The sequence below is a fragment of the Acidimicrobiales bacterium genome (assembly GCA_025455885.1).
Lineage (GTDB): Bacteria > Actinomycetota > Acidimicrobiia > Acidimicrobiales > Acidimicrobilacustridaceae > Rhabdothermincola_A.
The window spans coordinates 72,214-92,999 of record JALOLR010000016.1 but is presented as its reverse complement, the minus strand read 5'-3'; the positions used below and the strand labels follow the sequence as shown (position 1 = coordinate 92,999).

The window sequence follows — 20,786 nt, the reverse complement described above, 5'->3', positions numbered from 1 at the left end:
GAGCGCCACCACGGCGTCGGCGAAGCGCTCCACGCTCTCGAACCACCCCGGCAGGTCCTCGGCGGCGTTGCGCGCCGGCAACAGCACCACCAGCCGGGGGCGGCCTGCCTCGGCGACCGTCGGCTCCGGTCGCCCCACCGGACGGGCGCCGACCAGGGTCGGGGTTCCCGGCGGGCGGGGGGCCCACGGGACGACCGTGGCGGGGACCTCGTCGACGCCGCCGAAGCCGGTCGGATACCGACCCCTCGGGTCGGCCTGCTCGTACTTCGCGATCCTCGCCGCCCTGCGGTCGTCGTCGTGGGACCCCCAGTGCTGGATCCGCAGGGACGTGCGCACGTGCTGGCCGGGGCCCAGCGCGGTGGGGACCGGGTCGAAGTGCAGTTGCCCGTCCGGGAAGCGGTGTCCCGCCTGGTGGAGGAACAGTCGATAGACCCAGCGGAACCCGGGGTCGCAACCGTCGCCCCACATCCGGAAGCACTGCAGCCCGTAGGCGACACCGGGGAGGGCGTCGCCGGCGAGGAAGTCCCGCAGCGCCTCCGCGTCGTCGGCCGCGAGCCGCTCGTCGGCGTCGAGCGACAGGACCCACTGGGGGGCCGACGACTCGGCGGCAGCGAGGAGCTCGGCCCGGTTGGCGCCGTCGTCCCATCCCTCATAGGTCTCGCGACGGGGGTTGCGCAGCACCACCTCGAGCGCCACCACGGCGTCGGCGAAGCGCTCCACGCTCTCGAACCACCCCGGCAGGTCCTCGGCGGCGTTGCGCGCCGGCAACAGCACCACCAGCCGGGGCCCGGGCGGACCGGGGTGGCGGGTGCCCCGACGTTCGTCGAGGGGCGGCTCGCGCCGCGCCTCCTCGATGAGCCGGTCGAGATCGAGGTTCCCGGGGCACGTCTTGGCGGGATGGATCTGGTTGTGACCGAGGACGTGGTCGCGATCGAGCGGGATCCCCCACCGGTCGGCGATCCCCCGCAGCAGCCGTGCCCCGGCGCGGTACTGGGCGTCGGGACGGTGGACCCCGTGAGGGTCACGGTCGTCGTCGAACTCGATGCCGATCGTGCAGAGGTTGGGTGAGACCCCGCCGAGCACCTCGAGATCCGGTGGGGCGGTCGAGCCGGCGTGAGCGGCGGTGTCGGCCTCGTCGACGAACTCGACCACCCGGCCGTCGAGCCCCACGAGGTAGTGGGCGCTCACCCCGCTGCGCTCGCTGGCGAACCAGGCGACCGTGCCCGAGAACGAACCGTCGGTGGTGTGGACGACCACGGCGCGAGGCTGATGACCCCGACGTCCCCTCTCGAAGTTCGGCGTGCGGGCCCACTCGGCCGCCAACGGCGTCAGCCGGTGAAGCGGGGGCGAGCGGAGACCGGCGACGCCGCGCCGGCGCCGGCGCCGGCACCACCCCGGGTGGCCTGGTCGCCCTGGGCGTCCGTCGGCGGGTACAGGTCGTCGGCGCCCGCGTAGAGGTCGTCGGCTGCCGCCGTGAAGGGGCCGGTCGACGCCGACAGCGCGTCGGCGTAGGTGAGTGCCGCGGCGGTGGAGACCCCGAGGGCGACGAGGCCCCGGATGAACACCCGACGGCCCATGCGCCCGCCGACATAGGCCTCGACCAGCTGCTCACGTGACATCGACGGCGCTCCTGCTCGGTGACGAAAGAGACGACGCCGGAGACGGTAGCCGACTGACGCGCCGGTGAGCGGCGACCGCCGTCCCCGCTCAGCCCTGGCCGACCCCGATGCGTGCCGGGAAGAGGAGCGCCTGCGGGGTGACCCGCAGGAGACCGGCGGCGAACGATCCCGGCGCCGCCGTCTCCGAACCGCCGGCGTCGGGCGCGACCACGAAGACCGCCTCGCGGTGCTCGGTGAGGAACGCGGCCATCGTCGCGACCGGGTCGGTCGACTCGACGATCTCGAGGGAGGCAGCGCGAACCGCGCCGGCGACCCCGGCGAGCTCGGCCTCGAGCCGCTCGACGAGCCATTCCCGCTCCTCGGTGCTCGCCGCGGGCGCCAGGAGCCCGACGATGACGAGCTCGAGCTTCAGGCTTGCGGCCCACTCGGTGGCCGTGGCCAGTGCGACCGCCGAGCGTTCGGAGGCGTCGTGGACCATCACGATCTCCCCCATCGGGAGTCCACGGCTGACGTCGGTCTCCGGACCGATGGCGAAGATCGGGGCCGCGGATTCGGTGAAGACCGTGCGCGGGACCTCGACGAGCGCCCGCTTGCGCATCAGACCGCCCTGCTTGTAGCGGGTCGCCGCGCAGATGATGGAGTTCGGCCGGTAGCGCGCCGCGAGGACGAGGGCCTCACCGATGTCGTGGTCGAGATCCACCCAGAAGTCGATGTCGGTGCTGCTCTGGGAGATGGCCTCGGACTTGAGCATCAGCCGGGAGGCCTTGTCCGTGGCCGGTGTCGTGGAGACGACGACGACCTTCGCCCCACAGCGCCAGGCCAGGTCCCCCGCCGGGGTCAGCACCGCCCGCAGCTCGGGGCCACCGTCGGACGGAACCAGGACGTAGTCGTACATTCGCCACCATCTTCACCCGCCGCGGGATGCGGCGTCAGGGATCGTCTGGCGCCGGGCGTCCCGGCCGAGGACCTCTCCGGCCGCTCCGCCCCGCACGTTCATCTCATCGGCACGCGCCGGGTGCCCGTTGAGCGGCGGCGGGGTGGCGGCCTGCCTCGTCCGCTCCCGACCGGCCCTGGCGCTGCGGACCCGACCGGGACCGACCCACCGGTAGACGGTGAAGAACGCCACGGCCGCGACGGACACGACGACCGCCCCACGCAGCAGGGGGTTCGTCCGGTCGGTACCGGCGAGCAGGAGGTGCACGGTCGAGAGGACGTACAGGAGGTAGGCGGTGAGGTGCACGCCTCGCCATACGCGGGGCCGGATGTGCTTCTTCAGCAGGGAGGTCACCTCCACCGCCACGAGGAGGTAGAGCGCGACGACGCCCCACGCCACGGCGCCCGGCTCCCACTCGGAGGCCATGGGGACCAGGAGCGCGTCGATCCCGAACGCGACGACCGGGTCGAACACGAGCGCGACGAGGTGGACCCCCACGAAGACCACCGCGAGGGCGCCCAGGAATCGATGGACATCGAGCAGCCACGGCGCCCGCGGAGCCGGTCCGAGGGCACGGGTCGACAGGGCGAGTCCCCAGAGGACGGACGCCGCGACGAGCACCCACGCCACCGTCCCGGACGCTCGCGAGACGTACCACCACACCTTCGTGTCGGCGAGCACCACGGCCGAGGGGGCGGCGGCGAGCGAGGAGAGGGCGGGGGGCACGGCTCGTCGCTCAGGCGGTCACGTCGGAGCGGAGGAACAGGTCCATCGGCCCGGCGGTCAGCACGTCGCCGGCTTCGGTGACGACGAGGGCGGCCAGATCGGCCTCGGCGAGCATCTCGATCCCGTCGACGCTGCCGGCCAGCAGCGCGGCCTTGGCGAACACCTCGGCCCACGCCGCCTCGCCGGCCACGACGGTGACCGCCACGAGATCGGAGGTCGACGGCCGGCCGGTCGAAGGGTCGATCAGGTGGTGGCCCTCGCTCCCGGCGGTATCGACCCACCGGCGACGAAGACGGCTGCTGGTGGCGATGCCGCCCTCGGCGACGTCGATGATCCCGAGGTCACCCCGACCGGCCACCGGGTGGCGCACCGCGACGGGCCAGCTCGGGCCCTCGGGTGCCGTCCCGACGACGCGGACGTCGCCGCCGAGGTCGACACAGGCGCCGAGCGCCCCGCCCAGGACGAGGTGGCCGGCGACCAGGTCCGCGGCGTGTCCCTTGCCGATGCCGCCGAGGTCGAGGCGATGTCCCGGCGCGACGGTGACGGCCCGACGGTCGGGGTCGAGCACGAGCCGACCTCGCCCGACCGTCGCCACCCGCCCGGTCGAGGGCTGCACCACCGGTCCGATCTGCTCGAACGACCGGTCGTAGCCCGCCGCTTCCAGGGCGTCGAGGATCGTGGCGTCGAAACGACCTCCGGTGAGGCGGCGGGCGCGAGCGGCCATCGCCACGACCTCGAACGTGAGGTCGCTCACGACCACCGGGCGGCCCGCCGCCCGGTTGATCGCGCTCAGCTCGCTGTCGGGGCGAAAGCGCGACCAGGCCTGCTCCAGGCGTTCCAGCTCGGCCACCGCGTCGGCGAGCCGTTCGGCGGCGCGCCGCTCGTCGCGATCCACCACGCTCACGCGGCAGTCGGTGCCGAAGGCCCGGAGGTCCCGGGCACTGGCGGACACGCTCAGCTGGCCCGGGTGGCGGCGACGGGTGGCGCCGTCGGCCGGGGAGCGGGAGCCGGCACGGCCGCCGCCGGAGCCGGAGCGGGAGCACCCGGTGCCGCCGAGGGACCGGGTGCCGCGACCGCCCCCGTGGACGGTCCCGCCCCCGGGGTGCCGGCCGACGCCCCGGGTACCGACGTCACGTAGTGCCGCCGGATGACGATCGTGGTCGCCGGCGGGCCCAACGGGGGGAGGTCGGTGGCCGCGACGGGAAGGGTCCCCGTCGGACCGGGCACCGACACGGTGTCGACCGGTGCCTCCGTGCGCTGCTCACCCGCCGCCAGGACGGCGACCATCGTGAACGTCGCGCTGAGGCTCAACCCGCCGATGACGATGCGCGACGCCATCGCTCTCGATCCGCCACGACGCGGCGAGACCCTCTCACCGGCCGGTGCCGCGGAACCACCCGGCCCGGTGGGGGCCCGGTCAGTCATCCTCGTGGTCCTCGGACTCGTGGTCCTCGAACTCGTGGTCCTCGGACTCGTGGTCCTCGAACTCGTCCTCGGAGCCGCGGTCCGCCCTCCCGACGGTCGTGGTGGGAGCGGGGGCCGACGGGGGCGCGGCGGGGAGGGTGGACCCTGACGCGGCGGAGGAGGATCCTTCGGGCGAGCGACCCGACGCGGTGGCCGGGGCGGCGCCGGTACCGGCGCCGGCCGGGACGGTCACGTACTCGTCGACGTAGACCACCACCGGATCGCCGGGCGCCGTGGTCGTCGAGCTCGTCACCAGCTCGACGACGTTGGAGGCGTCGAGCTGGCCGACGGTGTCGGCGGACGAGGAGGCCGAACCGAGCAGCCCGAGGTTGGCGGCCCCGGCGGCGCCTGCCGCGGCCACCACGACCGCGGCGGTTCCGGCGAGGGTGAGTGCGAGTCGTCGTTCCATGGCCCGCAACCTACGGACCCCACCGTCTCCCGTCGGCCAGCGGAGGGTAAAGGTTCGGCAAAGTCGGGCCGGTCTCCCCCACAACCCGGTGCGCGGGTGTCAGCCTGAGGCGGTGCAGGTACTCGTGGTCGAGGACGACGACGCCATCGCCGAGCCCCTGGTCCGAGGGCTCGAGCGGGAAGGGTTCACCGTGGCCCGCACCGCGACCGGCGCCGAGGGCCTGGCGGCCGCGATCGCCGATCCCGTACCGGCGCTCGTGCTGCTGGACCTGGGTCTCCCCGACATCGACGGCTACGAGGTGTGCCGGCGCCTGCGGGCGACCTCCGCCGTGCCGATCATCGTCATCACGGCCCGGGGTGACGAGGTCGACAGGGTGATCGGCCTCGAGCTCGGAGCCGACGACTACCTCGTGAAGCCGTTCGGCTTCCGGGAGCTCGTGGCCCGCATCCGCGCCGTCACCCGACGGGCTGCCGGGTCCGAGACGATCGGGGCCGGCGCGACGCTGCGCTCCGTGGGCGGGGGCATCGAGCTCGACACCCGCACCCGCCGTGTCACGCGTGACGGCGAGGAGCTGGGCCTGACCCGCAAGGAGTTCGACCTCCTCGCCCTCCTGGCCGGCGAGCCGGGTGCCACCCTGACCCGCGACGAGATCCTCCACGAGGTGTGGGACGCGCACTGGTACGGGCCGACGAAGACGCTCGACGTGCACGTCGCCAGCCTCCGCCGCAAGCTCGGCGACCCCACGCTCATCGAGACGGTCCGCGGCGTCGGATTCCGGCTGCGGACCGAACCGTGATCCGCCGGCTCATCGTCTCCTACCTGGCGCTGACGCTCGTCGTGCTCGTCATGCTCGAGATCCCGCTGGGCATCACCTACCGGGAGCGCCAGCGCGAGCAGCTCGAAGCCGACCTCGAGCGCGACGCCTTCGTCCTGGCCGCGTACTCGGAGGACACCCTCGAAGGGATCGGGACCCTCGACCTCCAGGCCCTGGCCGACGGCTACACCGACCGCACCGGCGGCCGGGTCGTGTTCGTCGATCGCAACGGCGACGTGCGCGCCGACTCCGACCCCGCGGTGGAGGGACCCCGCTCGTTCAGCTCACGCCCCGAGATCGAGGCGGCGCTGGCCAGCCAGGTCTCGAGCGGGGTCCGTCCGTCGACCACGCTCGGGACGGACCTGCTCTACGTCGCGGTGCCGGTCACCTCGGGCGGCACCATCCACGGAGCGGTCCGCATCAGCTACCCGACCAGTGAGCTCGACGAGCGGGTGCGCTCCTACTGGCTGTTGCTCGGCGGGGTGGCGGCTGTCTCGCTGACGGTGGCCGCCGGCCTGGCCGTGGTGATGGCCCGCTGGGTGACGCGGCCGGTGGCCGACCTCCAGGTGGCCGCCACGGCGATCGGCCAGGGGGCGCTCGACGCCCGCGCCCCGACGGGGACCGGCCCCCCCGAGATCCGTGAGCTGGCCCGGGCCCTCAACACCACCGCCGGCCGGCTGGAGGACCTCGTCGACACGCAGGAGCAGTTCGTTGCCGATGCCTCTCACGAGCTGCGCACCCCGCTGACCGCGCTCCGGCTCCGCCTGGAGATGCTCGAGACGGAGGTCGGGGACGGCGCCGCCCACGATCTCGTCGCCGCGGAGGGCGAGGTGCAGCGCCTCTCGCGACTCGTCGACGGGCTCCTGGCCCTCGCCCGCGCCGACCGGGCACCGTCGAGCGACGCGGAGGACATCGCCGTCGACGAGGTGCTGGCGGAGCGCGCCGACGCATGGTCCGCCGTCGTCACCGAACGTGCCCTCCGCCTCGAGGTCACCCCGAGCGGGCTCCGGGTGCGGGCCACCCGGGATCGCCTCGACCAGGTGCTCGACAACCTCCTCGCCAACGCGTGCGACGCCGCCCCGACGGGGAGCGTCGTCGGAATGGGGGCACGGATGGCCGACGACGGGTCCCCTGACCCGATGGTCGACATCCACCTCACCGACTCCGGGCCCGGCCTCACCGAGGAGCAGCGCAGCCGTGCCTTCGATCGCTTCTGGCGGGCCGGCACCACCCGGACGGAGCTGGGCGGCAGCGGTCTCGGCCTGGCCATCGTGCGAAAGCTCGTCCGCGCCGACCAGGGCGACGTGGAGCTCCGGGCGGCGTCGCCCCGCGGGCTCGAGGTGATCGTGCGCCTCCCCGCCGCACCCTCACGGCGCCGCGAAAACTGACCTTCGGCCGTGGCCGGGCCCCGATCCCCTCGGTACCGTCGGACGTGGATCGGAGGAGTTCACATGAGCGATCACGATGTCGAAGCCCGGCTCACCGCCCTCGAGGAGCAACTCGCCTCGTTGCGCGCCGAGCTGGCCGAGGGCCAGCTCGAGGAGTGGAAGACCCGCATCGACCAGCTCGAGGTCCAGGCCCACCTCGGCCAGATGGAGGCCCGTGACGAGGTCGAGCCGTTCCTCGAGTTGATGCGCAACCGTTGGCTGGAGGCCCGCAGCCAGATGGACCGGATGGGCGGCGCGGCCGGTGGGGCCGTCTCGTCGCTCTCCGACGGCGTGAAGGGCGCGTTCGAGGACCTCCGTCAGGCCCTCGGCGACGCCGCCGACCGCCTCACCACCCGGAAGTAGCGCCCGCGCGCTCCGAGAGCCCCGGTCAGCGGAGCCTGTCGAGCCACGCCAGGAGTTCGGCGGTGATCTCGTCGCGGTTGGTCTCGTTGACGACCTCGTGTCGCGCCCCTTCGTAGAGGACCACGCTCACGTCGGCACCGGCGTGCCGGTACCGCTCGGCGACCATCTCCACGAACGCCCCGCCGAAGGCCAGCGGATCGTCGGTGCCCGAGACCAGGTGGATCGGGAGTCCCTCCCGCACGCCGTCGATGGCGTCCTGATCGCCGAGCCTCGGCGCGGCGGCGGCCAACGCGGCGGTGGCCGGCCCGTCGAGGCCGAACCCGCAGTAGGGGTCGGCGAGGTAGCGGTCGACCTCGGTCTCGTCCCGGCTGAGCCAGTCGGCCTCCGTGCGGGCCGGTTCGAACGCGGCGTTGAACACGGAGAGGTCGGCCGGCTGGGTGGGATCGAGCGCCGCCGCGATCTGGTCGACCGCCGTCGTTCCCGTCAGCACGAGGCCGGCCAGCCGGTCGCTGTGGTCGAGGACGTACTGCTGCGCCGCGAAGCTGCCCATGGAGTGGCCGTACAGCACCAGCGCCAGCCCGGGGTGGCGCACCGCGACCTCGTCGACGAGGCGAGCGAGGTCCTCGACCAACCCGTCCCAGCCCTCCGGTCCGAGGTCGCCGAGGGCGTCGAGCGACCCGGCGGTGCGGCCGTGGCCCCGGTGGTCAGGGGCGTACACGGCCCAGCCGGCGCCGGTCAGGGCCTCGGCGAGGCGTCGGTAGCGGCGGGCGTGCTCGCCCATCCCGTGGGCGACGACGATCGCCCCGGTGGGGTCCGTCTCGGGCAACCAGGCCTCCACGGCGAGGCCGCGACCGGCGAGTTCGAAGGGCGCGTCGACCATCGGCGCAGTCTGCCTCCTCGGCGGGGCCGGTGCCGATAGCGTCCCGGTCCGGGACCGAAGGCCCTGTCGCCACCGAGCCGACGGGACCACCATCGGCCCGGTCACCCCGAACCGTCCGAGTGAGGAAGGTCCCATGCCGTCACTGCGCAACATCGTCGTCCCACTCGACGGTTCGACGCTCTCGGAGTCGGCGCTGCCGGTGGCCGCCGAGCTGGCCGCCCACTTCGACGCCGCCGTCACCCTCCTCAGCTCCGGCTGGGGCAGCACGACCGACGAGTTGCACGACTACGTCGAGACCGCCGGGGCGCGGCTCGACGTCCCCACGTGGACGACCCGGATCGCCGTCGACACGTTCCCGGCGACGGCCATCGCCGAAGCGGCCGAGGCCGACGACACCGTGGTGGTGATGGCCACGCACGGGCGCAGCGGCATCGGCAAGGCCCTCCTCGGCTCCGTCGCCGAGGACGTGTTGAAGGCCAGCGCCCGGCCGGTGCTGCTCCTCGGCCGGAACGCCTCGCCGCAGACCTCACTCGACGGTGGGGCGATGATCGTCGCCACCGACGGCAGCGAGACCGCGGAGTCGATCGTGGCGGACGCCGTCGCCTGGGCCCGCGCCCTGCACCTCTCGGTACGCATCGTGTCGGTCACGACCGGCGACGGCACCCCGGTGGGCGGGGCGGCGGACAGTTCGGCGATCGAGCGGCTCGACGCGTTGGGCGATCTGGTGCGCGCCGCGGGCGTCGAAGCCCACGTCGAGCGCGTCGAGGCCAAGGACGCCGCGGGAGCGCTGGTCGACCTGGCCCGCAACCTCCCGGCGAGCATGATCGCGATGGCGACCCACGGGCGGACCGGGCTGGCCCGCACCGCCCTCGGCAGCACGGCGATGAAGGTGGTGCGCGACGCGCCCTGCCCGGTCCTGGTGCACCGCCCCGGCTCCTGAACCGGTTCCGAGGATTCGCCCGTCGTTCACCCGCAGGCCACCCCGACGCCGACCGCCGGTGACCCCGGTCGGGCATCCTCCACATCACAAGGGGCGGCCCACCGGTCTCGGTGCGGCACCCCGAGGACTCCCGACAGGAACGGGGACGGATCATGGAGGACGCCGGGACCCGTAGCCTCGATCCCATGACCGACGTCGACGGCCTCACCGACCACCCCGACCGCCACCTGCGCCTCGACGGTTCGTTCAACTTCCGTGACCTCGGTGGCTACCCGGCGGCGGATGGCCGCCACCTACGGTGGCGCACCCTGTTCCGGGCCGACGCGCTGAGCCGCCTGGAGCCGGCTGACATCGAGATCTTCGACCGCCTCGGGATGCGCTCGGTCGTGGACCTCCGCACGGCCAGCGAGGTCCTCGAGGGGCGCATCGACCACGGGCACCTGCGCTTCGAGTACCACCACCTCTCGGTGCTCGGCGAGTCGTGGGCGCCACTCGACCTCCCGCCCGACGCCGACGCCGCGGAGGTGCTCGGCTCGCTCTACGTCGAGATGCTCCACCAGGGGGCGCCGGCGCTCGCCTCGGCCATCGGCGTGCTCGCCGAGGCCGGGAACGTGCCGGCCGTGTTCCACTGCGCCGCCGGCAAGGACCGCACCGGCGTGCTCGCCGCGCTGGTCCTCGGCCTGCTCGGGGTCGACGACGAGATCATCATCGCCGACTACGGCCTGAGCGGGCGGTCCATGGACCAGCTGGTGGAACGCCTGAAGGCGACCGCCCCGGAGCGGCTGTCGGCCATGAACGACCAGCCGTCGGCCTACCTCGCCGCCCCACCGGGCGCGATGCGCCGGCTCCTCGACCACCTCCGCACCGAGCACGGCTCCGTCCGGGGGTACGCCGACGCCATCGGCGTGGGTGACGAGGTCGTCGACGGGCTACGAGCGTCGCTTCTGGCCTGACCGGCCGAGCGCGACCACGGCCACGGCGGCCAGCACCGCCGCGACGACGGCGACGACCACGAGGCGGACCCGCCGGGACCGTCGTGCCGCGTCGAGCTCGGCGGCGAGGACCTCACCCGTCTCCACCTCGTCCCACGGGGTCGTGTCGACGACCACGTCCTCTCCGCCGGCCCGGACGAGCACCTCGTCGGCCTCGGGGCGGACCTCGACGAACGCGTCGTCGGTGCGCACCACGACGTCGTCGCCGGACGGCGTGATCTCCACGTCGGCGTCGAGGGTGTGCACGACCACCTCGCCGCCGTCGGTCACCTCGACCTCCACCCCGTCGGGTAGCCCGGTCGCCGTCACGGCGTCGGCGTCGAGGAGGGCATCGACGGGCGCCGGTTGGTCGGCCGCCGGCTCGGGGCGGTGACGGGATCGCTGCGGGTCGTACGGCATTCGGGGCTCCGCTCAGGCGACGGGGGACGAGGAGGGGACCGCCTCGACGGTCGCCGGTTCCGCAGCCGGCGGACCGGCGACCACGACCCCCGGGGTCGCGACCTCCGGGGTCGCCGACTCGGGCGGTGCGAGCTCGGGCGCCACGGCGCGGAGCAGGGCGTCGAACTCGTCGGCCGCCTCGGGGGCGCCGGCGCGGTGACCGAGCGCGTGGATGGGCAGCGACTGGGCGGAGGCCTCGGCGACGGCCGCCCGGAGGCGGACCGGCGGGAGGACGTCGTCGCCGTAGTGCTCGACGAGCTGGGCGTGCCAGTACTTGGCGTCGCGGGTCCGCCCCAGCCGGTTCACGGCGACCCCCGCGATCCGGGGAACGCCGTCGCGGCGGACGGCGATGCGCTCGATCGTGCGCCGGATCTGGGCCACCCCGTCGGAGGCCCAGGCCGCCGGCTCGGTGACGATCAGCGCCCGGTCGGCGGCGAAGAGCCCGTTGACGGTCAAGAGCCCGAGCGAGGGAGGGCAGTCGATCACCACGAGGTCGTAGCCGTGGCCGTCGAGGGCCAGCTGGAGGCGGTCCTGGGCGCCGATGGCATCGTTGGCCAGCTGGGGCTCGCGGGCGGCCAGCGCCGGCGTCGAGGCGACCACGTCGGGCACCGCAGCGCCCTCGTCGGCCGGCCACCCCGCCGGTGCCGCCACCTCGGCGACGCCGCCGGGCCGATCGACCTCGAGGACGTGGTCGACGGTCAGGGACGGCTCCCACACCCCGAGGCCCGTCGTGGCGTTGGCCTGGGGATCGAGGTCCACCACGAGCGTGCGCAGCCCCCGCCGGCCGGCGGCCGAGGCCAGGCCCAACGCGACGGTGGTCTTGCCCACCCCACCCTTCTGGTTCACGACGGCGACGACCGGCATCCCCCCACGGTAGTGCCCGAGGTGCGCCCTGACCTGCGCCGATGCCCGGGACCGGGAATGTCACGGTCCCGCTCGGTGCTGACGCCACCATGACCGCCACCGTGGGCCGACCTGCGCCCGACTTCACCCTGCCCGACCAGGACGGCACCTCCGTGAGCCTCGACGACCTCCGCGGGGGGTGGAGCGTCGTGTACTTCTATCCGGCCGACGACACCCCCGGCTGCACCGCCGAAGCGTGCTCGTTCCGGGACAGCCACGAGGCGTTCATCGACGCCGGCGCCCGGGTGGTGGGGATCAGCGGCGACTCCGTCGAGAAGCACAAGGCCTTCGCCGCCAAGCACTCGCTGCCCTTCACGCTCCTCGCCGACACCGACGGCACCGTCCGGGGGGACTGGGGAGTCGGCAAGACCCTCGGCCTGCTCCCCGGGAGGGTCACCTACGTGCTCGACCCCGAGGGCGTCGTACGCCACCGGTTCTCGTCGCAGTTCAAGCCGAAGAAGCACATCGACGAGGCCCTCGAGGTGATCCGCTCCGGGGCCCCGACCTGAGGACGCCGGTGCGCGCCCCCCGGTGACGGGTGGCGCCCCGATGAACAGTTCGTTTCCTGGCCCCGGACGCCCCGAACGCCGGTCGGATCGAGGGTCGGGCTGGGTTACCGTCCCGGGCCATGAAGGCCGTGCAGACGTTCACCGTGGTGTCCCAGCTCCCTCCCCAGCTCGAGCCGCTGCGGGCCGTGGCCATGAACCTGGGGTGGGCCGACGACCAGCGCTCGCGGGAGCTGTTCCGGCGCCTCGACCGGGAGGCGTTCGAGTTCGAGGGCCGTGACCCGGCGCTGATCCTGGCCACCGAGAGCCAGGAGCAGCTCGAGAAGCTGGCCGCCGACAGCGCGTTCACGAGCGTGGCCGCCGCCATCCACCAGGAGCTCGAGAGCAGCCTGGCCGAACCCCGGTGGTTCCAGCACCGCGGCGAGTCCCCGCTGCGCGAGGTGGCCTACTTCTCCCCCGAGTTCGGTATCGCCGCGGCCCTCCCCCAGTACTCGGGCGGCCTCGGCGTGCTCGCCGGCGACCACCTCAAGGCGGCCAACGACCTGGGCCTGCCCCTGGTCGCCATCGGGCTGTTCTACCGGCACGGGTACTTCCGCCAGGAGCTCGACGTCCACGGGTGGCAGCTCGAGCGCTTCCCGCGCCTCGATCCCCAGGCCATGGCCCTCGACGCCGTCCCCGACGTGACCGTCGTGGTCGACCTGGCCGGGGTCCCGGTGCACGCCCGGCTCTGGCGGGCCCAGGTCGGACGGATCCAGCTCTACCTGCTCGACACCGACATCGACGACAACGACGACGAGACCCGCCTCACCTGTGACCGGCTGTACGGCGGCGGCGTGGAGGAGCGGATCCGCCAGGAGATCGTGCTCGGGATCGGGGGGACGAGGGCGCTGAAGGCCCTCGGCCGGAGCCCGCAGGTGTTCCACATGAACGAAGGGCACGCCGGCTTCCTGGCCCTGGAGCGCGTGCGGGGCCTCATGCTCGACGGCGGGCTGTCCTTCGCCGAGGCCCGCGCCGCGTCACGGCCCGGGGTGCTGTTCACCACCCACACCCCGGTCCCGGCGGGCATCGACCGCTTCCCACGCGAGCTCATGGAGAAGTACTTCTCGGGGTGGTGCCGCGAGCTGGGGATCAGCCTCGACGAGCTCATGGCGCTCGGGCACGAGCCCGGCACCCCGGACGGCGAGGTCTTCAACATGGCGGCCATGGGGCTGCGGATGGCGGGCCAGGCCAACGGCGTCGCCCAGCTCCACGGTGACGTCTCGCGGAAGATGTTCAGCGGCTTGTGGCCGGAGATCCCGGTCGAGGACGTGCCGATCACCGCGGTCACCAACGGGGTCCACGCCCCCACCTGGACGTCACCGGAGATCGCCGAGATCTACCGGAAGGTCATCGGGCCGGAATGGCCCGAGGCGTCGGCCGAGGAATGGGCGGCGGTCGAGACGGTGTCCGACCGTGACCTCTGGCGGGCCCGGACCGCCGCCAAGGAACGTCTGGTCGGCTACGCCCGCCACAAACTCCGCAGCACCGCGCTGCGCCACGGCAAGACGGCCGCCCAGGCCTCCTGGACCGACACCGCCCTCGACCCCGACATCCTGACGATCGGCTTCGCCCGCCGCTTCGCGACCTACAAGCGGGCCACGCTGCTCTTCCGCGACGTCGACCGGCTCCGCCGTCTCCTCCTCGACGCCGATCAACCGATCCAACTCATCTTCGCCGGCAAAGCACATCCCGCCGACGAGCCGGGCCACCATCTGCTCCAACAGGTGGCCGGCCTCGCCGCCGAGATCGACCTCCGCCACCGCCTCGTGCTGTTGGAGGACTACGACATCTCGGTGGCCAGGATGCTCGTGCAGGGTTGCGACGTGTGGCTGAACACCCCGTTGCGGCCCAACGAGGCGTGTGGCACCTCGGGCATGAAGGTGGTCTTCAACGGTGGGCTGAACCTGTCGATCCTCGACGGCTGGTGGGACGAGATGTACACCCCCGAGGTGGGCTGGGCCATCCCGTCAGCCGAGAACACCCTCGATCCCGAGGCCCGCAACGACCTGGAGTCGGCGAGCGTCTTCGACATCCTCGAACGACAGGTCGTCCCCCTCTACCACCGCCGCAACGGCGGGGACCTGCCCACCGACTGGTTGGCCAAGGTGAAGCGGTCGATGAGCCGGCTCGGCCCACAGGTCGAGTCGACCCGGATGCTGCGCGAGTACGTCGAACGGCTCTACGAGCCGGCCGCGACGCGGTCGGACCTGATGCTGGCCGACGACCAGGCCCGGGCGAGGGGCCTCGTGCGCTGGACCCGCCACCTCGAGCGGGCCTGGCCCTCGGTGTCGGTCCCGTCGACCAGCTACGCGCCGATCGGGCGGGGCGACGACGGCTTCCGGGTCGACACCCAGGTCGCGCTGGGCGAGCTCGAGCCCGACGACGTCGCCGTGGAGCTCGTGTACGGCGAGGTCGACCTCGACAACGACCTGCGCGAGCCGGCGATCGTGGCCATGGACCTCGTGGGTGACGGCGAGCACGCCGGGTGGCGGCACTACCGGACCGAGATCACCTTCCCCCGGGCGGGCACGTTCGGCTACACGGTGCGGGTCGTGCCCTCGCACCCCGACATCGACGACTACGCCCAGCTCGGACGGGTGGCCCTCCCCCAGGGCTGACGGGGCCGGGCCGGCCGGTCCTGCGGCGGCGCCGAGGTCCACCCGGGCGGGTCAGCGCAGGGCGAGCCGACCCGGGCCGGTGGGCGACGCGGCGACGGCCTCGCCGATGACGGCCACCGGGTGACCCGAGCCGGCCAGGTCCGCGACCAACTCGTCGACCCGGTCGGGGTCGACGCCGACGACCAGGCCACCCGACGTCTGGGCGTCGGCGAGGACGGTGACGTCGAGGTCGTCGACGCCGTCGCCGACGTCGAGGCGGTCGGCCACGAACGCCCGGTTGCGGCCCGACCCGCCGGGCACCACCCCGGCGGCGGCGAGGTCGCGGACGCCGTCGAGCACCGGCACCGAAGCCACGTCGACGATCACGTCGACGCCGGACTCGATGGCCATGCGCCCGAGGTGGCCGAGGAGGCTGAAGCCGGTGACGTCGGTGGCGCCGGTGGCGCCGGCGGCGAGGGCCGCCCGCGACGCGTCGGCGTTGAGCCGCAGCATCGACGCCACGGCCGCGGTGGCCACGTCGGGCGGGGCCACGCCGCGCTTCACGGCGGTGGACACGATGCCGGTACCGAGGGCCTTGGTGAGCACCAACACCTGCCCGGGCAGCAGGCCGGCATTGGTGAGCAGCCGATCGGGGTGGGCCTCGCCCACCACGGCCAGCCCGTACTTGGGTTCGGGATCGTCGACCGAGTGCCCTCCGACGATGGCGAAGCCGGCCTCGGCAGCGGCCTCCTGGGCGCCGGCCAGCACCTCGCCGAGCAGGTCCATCGAGAGCTCGTCGACGTTCCAGGCCACCAGGTTCAGTGCGATGAGCGGGCGGCCGCCCATGGCGTAGACGTCGGACACGGCGTTGACCGCCGCGATCTTCCCCCAGGTGCGGGCGTCGTCGACGATCGGGGTGAAGAAGTCGGTGGTGAGCACGAGCGCCCGGTCGTCGTCGAGGCGCCACACCGCGGCGTCGTCGCCGGTGGCCGAGCCGACGAGGAGCCGCTCGTCGGTGACGGGCGCCAGCTTGGCCACCACGTCGCCGAGCAGCCCGGGCGGCAGCTTGCACGCGCACCCCGCGCCGTGGCTGTACTCGGTGAGCCGCTTGGGCGCCACGTCGGTGTCGGTCATGGTTCTCCTCGGTTCACAGGGCCAGTTGCGTCCAGCAGGGCAGGGGTCGACACCGGCTTGGGGATCAGGGGATCCCCAGGTGCTTGTGGGTCTGGACGGACAGTGACCAGCGGGGGTCGGAGAGGCAGTAGTCGATGGCCGCGGCGGTGTGGGCGGCGACGTCGGGGCCGTCCATCGGTTGGAGGAGATGGTGGTCGGCGGGGAATTCGACCCAGCGGTCGGGCTCGGCGCCGGGCTGGGGGAACACCAGCTTCACCTCGTCGGCCCGATCGAGCACCACCTCGGCGCCGGCCTTGGGGCTGAGGCACACCCAGTCGACCCCCTCGGGCACCGGGCGGGTGCCGTTCGTCTCGACGGCGATCTCGAGGTCGACGGCGTGCAGCGCGGCGACGGCCACCTCGTCGAGCTGGAGCAGGGGCTCGCCCCCGGTGCACACCACGAACCCCCGACCCGTCGTCGGCCAGAACGAGCGCACGTGCTCGGCCAGCGCTCGTGACGACCGGAAGTGCCCACCGCCGGGGCCGTCGGTGCCCACGAAGTCGGTGTCGCAGAAGCGGCAGACCGCGTCGGCCCGGTGCTCCTCACGCCCGGTCCAGAGGTTGCACCCCGAGAACCGGCAGAACACCGCCGGGCGCCCGGCGTGGGTGCCTTCGCCCTGGAGGGTGAGGAACGTCTCCTTCACCAGGTAGGTGCTCACCGCTTTGCTCCAGGCGCGTATCGCGTCGGGTCGGGCACCCCGGCGTCGGCGAACCCCTTGGCGCGGAGCAGGCAGGCGTCGCAGTGACCGCACGCCCGGCCGCCGGCGTCGGGGTCGTAGCAGGTGGACGTGATCGAGTAGTCGACGCCGAGGGCGAGACCCCGCTCGATGATCTGGGCCTTCGTGAGCTCGATGAGCGGCGTGTGGATCGTGAGCCGGGCGCCCTCGACCCCCGCCCGGGTGGCGAGGCGGGCCACGGCCTCGAAGGCCGCGACGAACTCCGGCCGGCAATCGGGGTAGCCGGAGTAGTCGACCGCGTTGACCCCGATGAACACGTCGTGGGCGGCCCTGGTCTCGGCCAACGCCAGGGCCAGCGCCAGCAGCACGGTGTTGCGGGCCGGTACGTAGGTGACGGGGATGGCCCCGTCGTCGGCCGCCTCGAGGGCGGCGAGGTCGTCGTGCTTCGGCACCTCGGGGCCGCCGTCGACCAGCGCCGACCCTCCGAACGCGGCCAGGTCGACCGAGGTGACGACGTGCTCGACCCCTGCGGCGGCCGCGACGGCCGCCGCCCTGTCGAGCTCGACGGTGTGGCGTTGGCCGTAGCGCACGCTCAGGGCGATCGGCGAGAACCCCTCGGCGGCGGCGATGGCGAGGCAGGTGGTCGAGTCGAGCCCGCCCGAGAGCAGCACCACCGCCGGGCGGCCGGCCGGGTCCCCGACGTGGGTCACACCAGGCCGTCCCAGCAGTCGAGCTCGGTCCGGCCGGGGTCGACGAGGACCTCGGGCCGGACGTCGAGGCGCATCACCCGTCGCTCGTCGGCGGCGAAGGCCGGCCAGGCGGGCAACGCCGGCGAGGCGGGGCGGCCGTGGCGGGCGAAGGCGATCCAGGCGTCCTGCATCGCCGCGGCGAGGCCCTGGACTTCGGGGGTGGCCGGACCGCCCAGGAAGAGCTGGGCCACCCCGCGGTGCAGCGTGTCGAACACGAACGGGATCTCGAGGGCGTGGCACGACCCCACTGCGCCTCCGAAGGCCGGGGTCGGCCACGTGAACAGGTACTCGAAGCCGTGCACGCCGGGCGCCGCGGCCCGCTGGTGGGCCTCGAGGAGGCGCACCCCCGGCACCCGGAAGGCGGCGTCGGTGAGCACCGCGCTCCACAGCTCGTCGGGTGAGGCGCCCGGGTGCGCGGCGGCGTAGACGTCGTGGAAGCGGTGGCCGTCGCCCGCAAGGCGGTCGAGGCGCCCCAGCAGCTCGGGGTGGTCGAGGCCGCCCGGCGACATCAGGCGGAACAGGTTCCACTCGTCGGCGTTGCTGCCGACCATCAGGTCGATGTCCGACGCCGCGCCACCTTCGATGGCCAGCAGCGGCTCGCTCGGCAGCCAGTGGCCGTCGGCCACCGGCTGGAAGGGCATGGCCAGGGAGATCCCGGTGCGGCCGGCGATCCGCCCCGGTTGGCGGAACAGGGCGCGGGTGACGGCCGCCTCGACGGCGACGAGGCGCTCGGGGGCCACGTCGAGCACGTCCTCGACGAGGGGGACCTCGAGCTCGGCCAGCACCGCGGCGGTGATCTCCTCGGCCCGATGGGGATCGAAGGTGTTGTGGGCCGCGCCGCTCTGGGCGATGGCGCGGTGGAACAGCCCGCGGGCGTCGGGCACCGCCAACAGGGTGGCGACGCTCATGGCCCCCGCCGACTCGCCGAAGATCGTGACGTTGCCGGGGTCGCCCCCGAACGCCGCGATGTTGTCGTGCACCCACGCCAGCGCGGCGGCCTGGTCGAGGATCCCGTTCGTGCCGCTCGCCCGGAGGTCGCCGCCGAGCGACCCGAGCCACAGGAACCCGAGCGCCCCGAGGCGGTAGTTGACGCTGACCACCACCACGTCACCGCGCTGCACGAAGCGGGTCCCGTCGTACCAGGCGGTCGCCGACGTCCCGCTGGTGAACCCCCCGCCGTGGATCCAGACCAGCACCGGCCGGCCGCCGTCGTCACACGCCGGGGTCTGGACGTTGAGGGTGAGGCAGTCCTCGTCGCACTCGATCTCGGCACCGCCGAGGGTGGTCTCGAGCCCCCCCGGGTTCTGCCACGACGACGGGCCGAACGTGCGGGCGTCGGCGACGGCGGACCAGGGCTCGGGGGGCGCCGGGGGACGGAAGCGCCGTTCACCGGTGGGCGGCGCCGCGTAGCGAAGGCCGCGGAAGTGCGTGACGCCGTCGCGCTCGAAGCCCTCGACGGGACCGTGGGCGGTGCGGACGATCACGGGGACGTGGGGGTGCGGGGAGCCGTCGCCGATGCAGGCACGGCTCGACGCTACCGGGGGTCGCCGGCCTCCGACCTCGCGCTCCCGGCGAGGCCGTCGACCCGGGCGCTGAGCTCGTCCACCTCGGCGAGCAACGCGGTGAGCGGATCCCCCGTGCCGGTCGGGCCGGAGCCCGCCTCCGACACCGCGCCCGCACCGGACTCCTCACCGGCGCCGGCACCGGATTCCCCACCTGACTCCACACCGGAGCCGGCGGCGTCGGCCTCCTCGGACCCGAGGATCAGGACGGCCGGGGCCCCGGGTCGCGGCTCGAGCACCAGCACCGGTTCGTGCCGGCCTGGGCCCGTCGGCGCCGACCCGGCGAGCAGGGCGTCGAGCCGGTCGATCGGTCGAGGTTCGTCGTCGGCCTCGGCCGGGTCGCGCCGTCGGCGCCACCACGCCACCACCACCACGGCGGCGACGACGACCGCCGCGACAGCGGCCGCGAGGAGGGTCGGGCTGGGAGAACCGCGGCCGACGTCCGGGGCGGGGGTGGTGGCTGCGGCGGTCGCTCCGTCGAACCAGGCGAGGGTCCCGGCCACGCCCGGGGCCACCAGGATCCGGCCGTCGTCGAGGGCGAAGAGCCGTTCGGCCGCCACCCGGGTGGTGGTCCGGTCGGGCGTCACCCCACCGATCGCGTCGTCGAGCGCGTCGAGGTCGATCACCACGGCCCCCGGCGCACCGTCGGGCGGCGGCCCCTGCACCAACCACGGCGTGGTGCCGGGGACGGCCACGAACGGCTCCGCGCCGTCGGCCACCAGCCGGACCTCGCCGATGCGCCGGTCGATCTCGATCCGATCGGCGCCGATCGGGGCCTCTCCACCTGCGATGCGATCTCCCTGGGTGGTGAGGACCGCCGAGTCGATGACGTCGACCACCTCGACGCCGTCGACGGACGCCGGAGCGGGCTCGGTGGTGGCGATCTCGAGGGCGCGACCGACGACACGAACGGTGGGCCCCGGTCGGTCGAGGGGGTAGGCCCCCGGATCCCCGCCGTCGACGACCTCGGCGACAGCGGCGGTGCCGAGCGACGGCCCCGGCCGGCCACCCCGGAGGTCGACGAGGGCCACGGCCGGACTGCCGCTCGCCACGATCTCGCCGTCCCGGGTGGTCTCGACGTCGACCCACACCACCGCGTCGGGGGACGCCTCCAGCATCGGGACGGACAGACGCACCTGCCCGGCGTCGGTCGCCGCCACCACGTCGGCAGCCCCGAGGTCCTGCCACTGCACGCCGTCCCCCCGTTCGGTGCGCCCCGTCGGCTCCGCACCGGCCACGCTCACCAGGGTCGTGCGGGTCCGCTCCCCACCGGGATCGCCCACCGACACGGCGACCGTCCACGGCTCACGGGGCAGCGCGAACGGGCTCCGGAACGAGACCACCACGGTCGGCTCGCCACCGGCGTCCTCCAGGTGGAAGCCGTCGACCCGGAGCTCGACGGGATCGGTGGGCACGGGGGTGACCCGGGCCTCCAGGGCCGGCGGGACGACCGCCGCGTCCTGGGCCAGGGAGGGCGCGGCGCCGAGGCCGCCGGACACGCCCGCGACCACGAGCGCGACACCGGCGGCGACCGCGCACCACCGGGGCGCAGCTGCTCGGGGTCGACACGCCATC

The 20,786-nt window shown here is 74.0% G+C and carries 22 protein-coding genes; 7 read left to right on the top strand and 15 right to left on the bottom strand.

Annotated features, from left to right (window positions below; genetic code table 11):
• The 7 genes from MUE36_13500 to MUE36_13470 form a co-directional block, all read right to left on the bottom strand.
• Nucleotides 1–1,257: N-acetylmuramoyl-L-alanine amidase (locus MUE36_13500; protein ID MCU0311947.1), on the bottom strand; the 1,257-nt coding region annotated here is incomplete at its 3' end.
• A gap of 71 nt (nucleotides 1,258–1,328) precedes the next feature.
• Nucleotides 1,329–1,619 (bottom strand): hypothetical protein, encoded by a 291-nt coding sequence (locus tag MUE36_13495; GenBank protein ID MCU0311946.1) that lies wholly within the window; start codon nucleotides 1,617–1,619, stop codon nucleotides 1,329–1,331.
• 88 nt (nucleotides 1,620–1,707) lie between these two features.
• Entirely contained in the window at nucleotides 1,708–2,514 is an 807-nt protein-coding gene (locus MUE36_13490; protein ID MCU0311945.1) for a hypothetical protein, read from the bottom strand.
• A 12-nt stretch (nucleotides 2,515–2,526) separates the two neighbouring features.
• On the bottom strand, nucleotides 2,527–3,279 hold the full coding sequence (locus tag MUE36_13485) for a ferric reductase-like transmembrane domain-containing protein (protein ID MCU0311944.1): 753 nt from the start codon (nucleotides 3,277–3,279) through the stop codon (nucleotides 2,527–2,529).
• A 10-nt stretch (nucleotides 3,280–3,289) separates the two neighbouring features.
• Nucleotides 3,290–4,183 (bottom strand): FAD:protein FMN transferase, encoded by an 894-nt coding sequence (locus MUE36_13480; GenBank protein ID MCU0311943.1) that lies wholly within the window; start codon nucleotides 4,181–4,183, stop codon nucleotides 3,290–3,292.
• 50 nt (nucleotides 4,184–4,233) lie between these two features.
• A complete protein-coding gene (locus MUE36_13475) occupies nucleotides 4,234–4,617 on the bottom strand; it encodes a hypothetical protein (protein MCU0311942.1) in 384 nt (127 codons plus the stop codon).
• Nucleotides 4,618–4,696: 79 nt separating this feature from the next.
• Nucleotides 4,697–5,152 (bottom strand): hypothetical protein, encoded by a 456-nt coding sequence (locus MUE36_13470; GenBank protein MCU0311941.1) that lies wholly within the window; start codon nucleotides 5,150–5,152, stop codon nucleotides 4,697–4,699.
• 112 nt (nucleotides 5,153–5,264) lie between these two features.
• On the opposite strand from MUE36_13470, the gene MUE36_13465 reads away from it, so the two are divergent.
• From MUE36_13465 to MUE36_13455, 3 genes are all read left to right on the top strand, one after another.
• Nucleotides 5,265–5,948, top strand: a complete 684-nt coding sequence (locus MUE36_13465; protein MCU0311940.1) for a response regulator transcription factor — start codon at nucleotides 5,265–5,267, stop codon at nucleotides 5,946–5,948.
• Complete coding sequence (locus tag MUE36_13460; protein MCU0311939.1) at nucleotides 5,945–7,354, top strand: ATP-binding protein; 1,410 nt, start codon at nucleotides 5,945–5,947, stop codon at nucleotides 7,352–7,354. The genes MUE36_13465 and MUE36_13460 overlap by 4 nt, the downstream gene beginning before the upstream one ends.
• Nucleotides 7,355–7,417: 63 nt before the next feature.
• Nucleotides 7,418–7,756, top strand: coding sequence for a hypothetical protein (locus tag MUE36_13455; GenBank protein ID MCU0311938.1), 339 nt, complete (start codon nucleotides 7,418–7,420; stop codon nucleotides 7,754–7,756).
• Nucleotides 7,757–7,781: 25 nt separating this feature from the next.
• On the opposite strand, the gene MUE36_13450 is transcribed toward MUE36_13455, so the two are convergent.
• On the bottom strand, nucleotides 7,782–8,636 hold the full coding sequence (locus tag MUE36_13450) for an alpha/beta hydrolase (protein ID MCU0311937.1): 855 nt from the start codon (nucleotides 8,634–8,636) through the stop codon (nucleotides 7,782–7,784).
• A 133-nt stretch (nucleotides 8,637–8,769) separates the two neighbouring features.
• Between MUE36_13450 and MUE36_13445 the strand changes: the two genes are divergently transcribed.
• Together MUE36_13445 and MUE36_13440 are read left to right on the top strand one after the other, a co-directional pair.
• Nucleotides 8,770–9,576, top strand: a complete 807-nt coding sequence (locus MUE36_13445) for a universal stress protein (GenBank protein ID MCU0311936.1) — start codon at nucleotides 8,770–8,772, stop codon at nucleotides 9,574–9,576.
• Nucleotides 9,577–9,761: 185 nt separating this feature from the next.
• On the top strand, nucleotides 9,762–10,529 hold the full coding sequence (locus MUE36_13440) for a tyrosine-protein phosphatase (protein ID MCU0311935.1): 768 nt from the start codon (nucleotides 9,762–9,764) through the stop codon (nucleotides 10,527–10,529).
• Here MUE36_13440 and MUE36_13435 read toward each other — a convergent pair.
• Both MUE36_13435 and MUE36_13430 read right to left on the bottom strand, forming a co-directional pair.
• Nucleotides 10,506–10,967, bottom strand: a complete 462-nt coding sequence (locus MUE36_13435) for a hypothetical protein (GenBank protein ID MCU0311934.1) — start codon at nucleotides 10,965–10,967, stop codon at nucleotides 10,506–10,508. The genes MUE36_13440 and MUE36_13435 overlap by 24 nt on opposite strands.
• Before the next feature lie 12 nt (nucleotides 10,968–10,979).
• A complete protein-coding gene (locus tag MUE36_13430; protein ID MCU0311933.1) occupies nucleotides 10,980–11,870 on the bottom strand; it encodes a ParA family protein in 891 nt (296 codons plus the stop codon).
• An 89-nt stretch (nucleotides 11,871–11,959) separates the two neighbouring features.
• Between MUE36_13430 and MUE36_13425 the strand changes: the two genes are divergently transcribed.
• On the top strand, nucleotides 11,960–12,418 hold the full coding sequence (locus MUE36_13425; GenBank protein MCU0311932.1) for a peroxiredoxin: 459 nt from the start codon (nucleotides 11,960–11,962) through the stop codon (nucleotides 12,416–12,418).
• Nucleotides 12,419–12,537: 119 nt separating this feature from the next.
• Nucleotides 12,538–15,072 (top strand): alpha-glucan family phosphorylase, encoded by a 2,535-nt coding sequence (gene glgP / locus MUE36_13420; protein MCU0311931.1) that lies wholly within the window; start codon nucleotides 12,538–12,540, stop codon nucleotides 15,070–15,072.
• Between the two features lie 51 nt (nucleotides 15,073–15,123).
• Here the strand turns inward: glgP and selD are convergent, their stop codons facing one another.
• The 5 genes from selD to MUE36_13395 all read right to left on the bottom strand — a co-directional run bounded on the left by selD (nucleotide 15,124) and on the right by MUE36_13395 (nucleotide 20,785).
• Nucleotides 15,124–16,185, bottom strand: a complete 1,062-nt coding sequence (gene selD / locus MUE36_13415) for a selenide, water dikinase SelD (GenBank protein ID MCU0311930.1) — start codon at nucleotides 16,183–16,185, stop codon at nucleotides 15,124–15,126.
• A gap of 64 nt (nucleotides 16,186–16,249) precedes the next feature.
• A complete protein-coding gene (queE, locus tag MUE36_13410; GenBank protein ID MCU0311929.1) occupies nucleotides 16,250–16,882 on the bottom strand; it encodes a 7-carboxy-7-deazaguanine synthase in 633 nt (210 codons plus the stop codon).
• Entirely contained in the window at nucleotides 16,879–17,610 is a 732-nt protein-coding gene (gene queC, locus MUE36_13405) for a 7-cyano-7-deazaguanine synthase QueC (GenBank protein MCU0311928.1), read from the bottom strand. The genes queE and queC overlap by 4 nt, the downstream gene beginning before the upstream one ends.
• Nucleotides 17,607–19,133 (bottom strand): carboxylesterase/lipase family protein, encoded by a 1,527-nt coding sequence (locus MUE36_13400; GenBank protein ID MCU0311927.1) that lies wholly within the window; start codon nucleotides 19,131–19,133, stop codon nucleotides 17,607–17,609. The genes queC and MUE36_13400 overlap by 4 nt, the downstream gene beginning before the upstream one ends.
• A gap of 50 nt (nucleotides 19,134–19,183) precedes the next feature.
• Nucleotides 19,184–20,785, bottom strand: a complete 1,602-nt coding sequence (locus MUE36_13395; protein ID MCU0311926.1) for a hypothetical protein — start codon at nucleotides 20,783–20,785, stop codon at nucleotides 19,184–19,186.
• Between the last annotated feature and the right edge of the window lies 1 nt (nucleotide 20,786).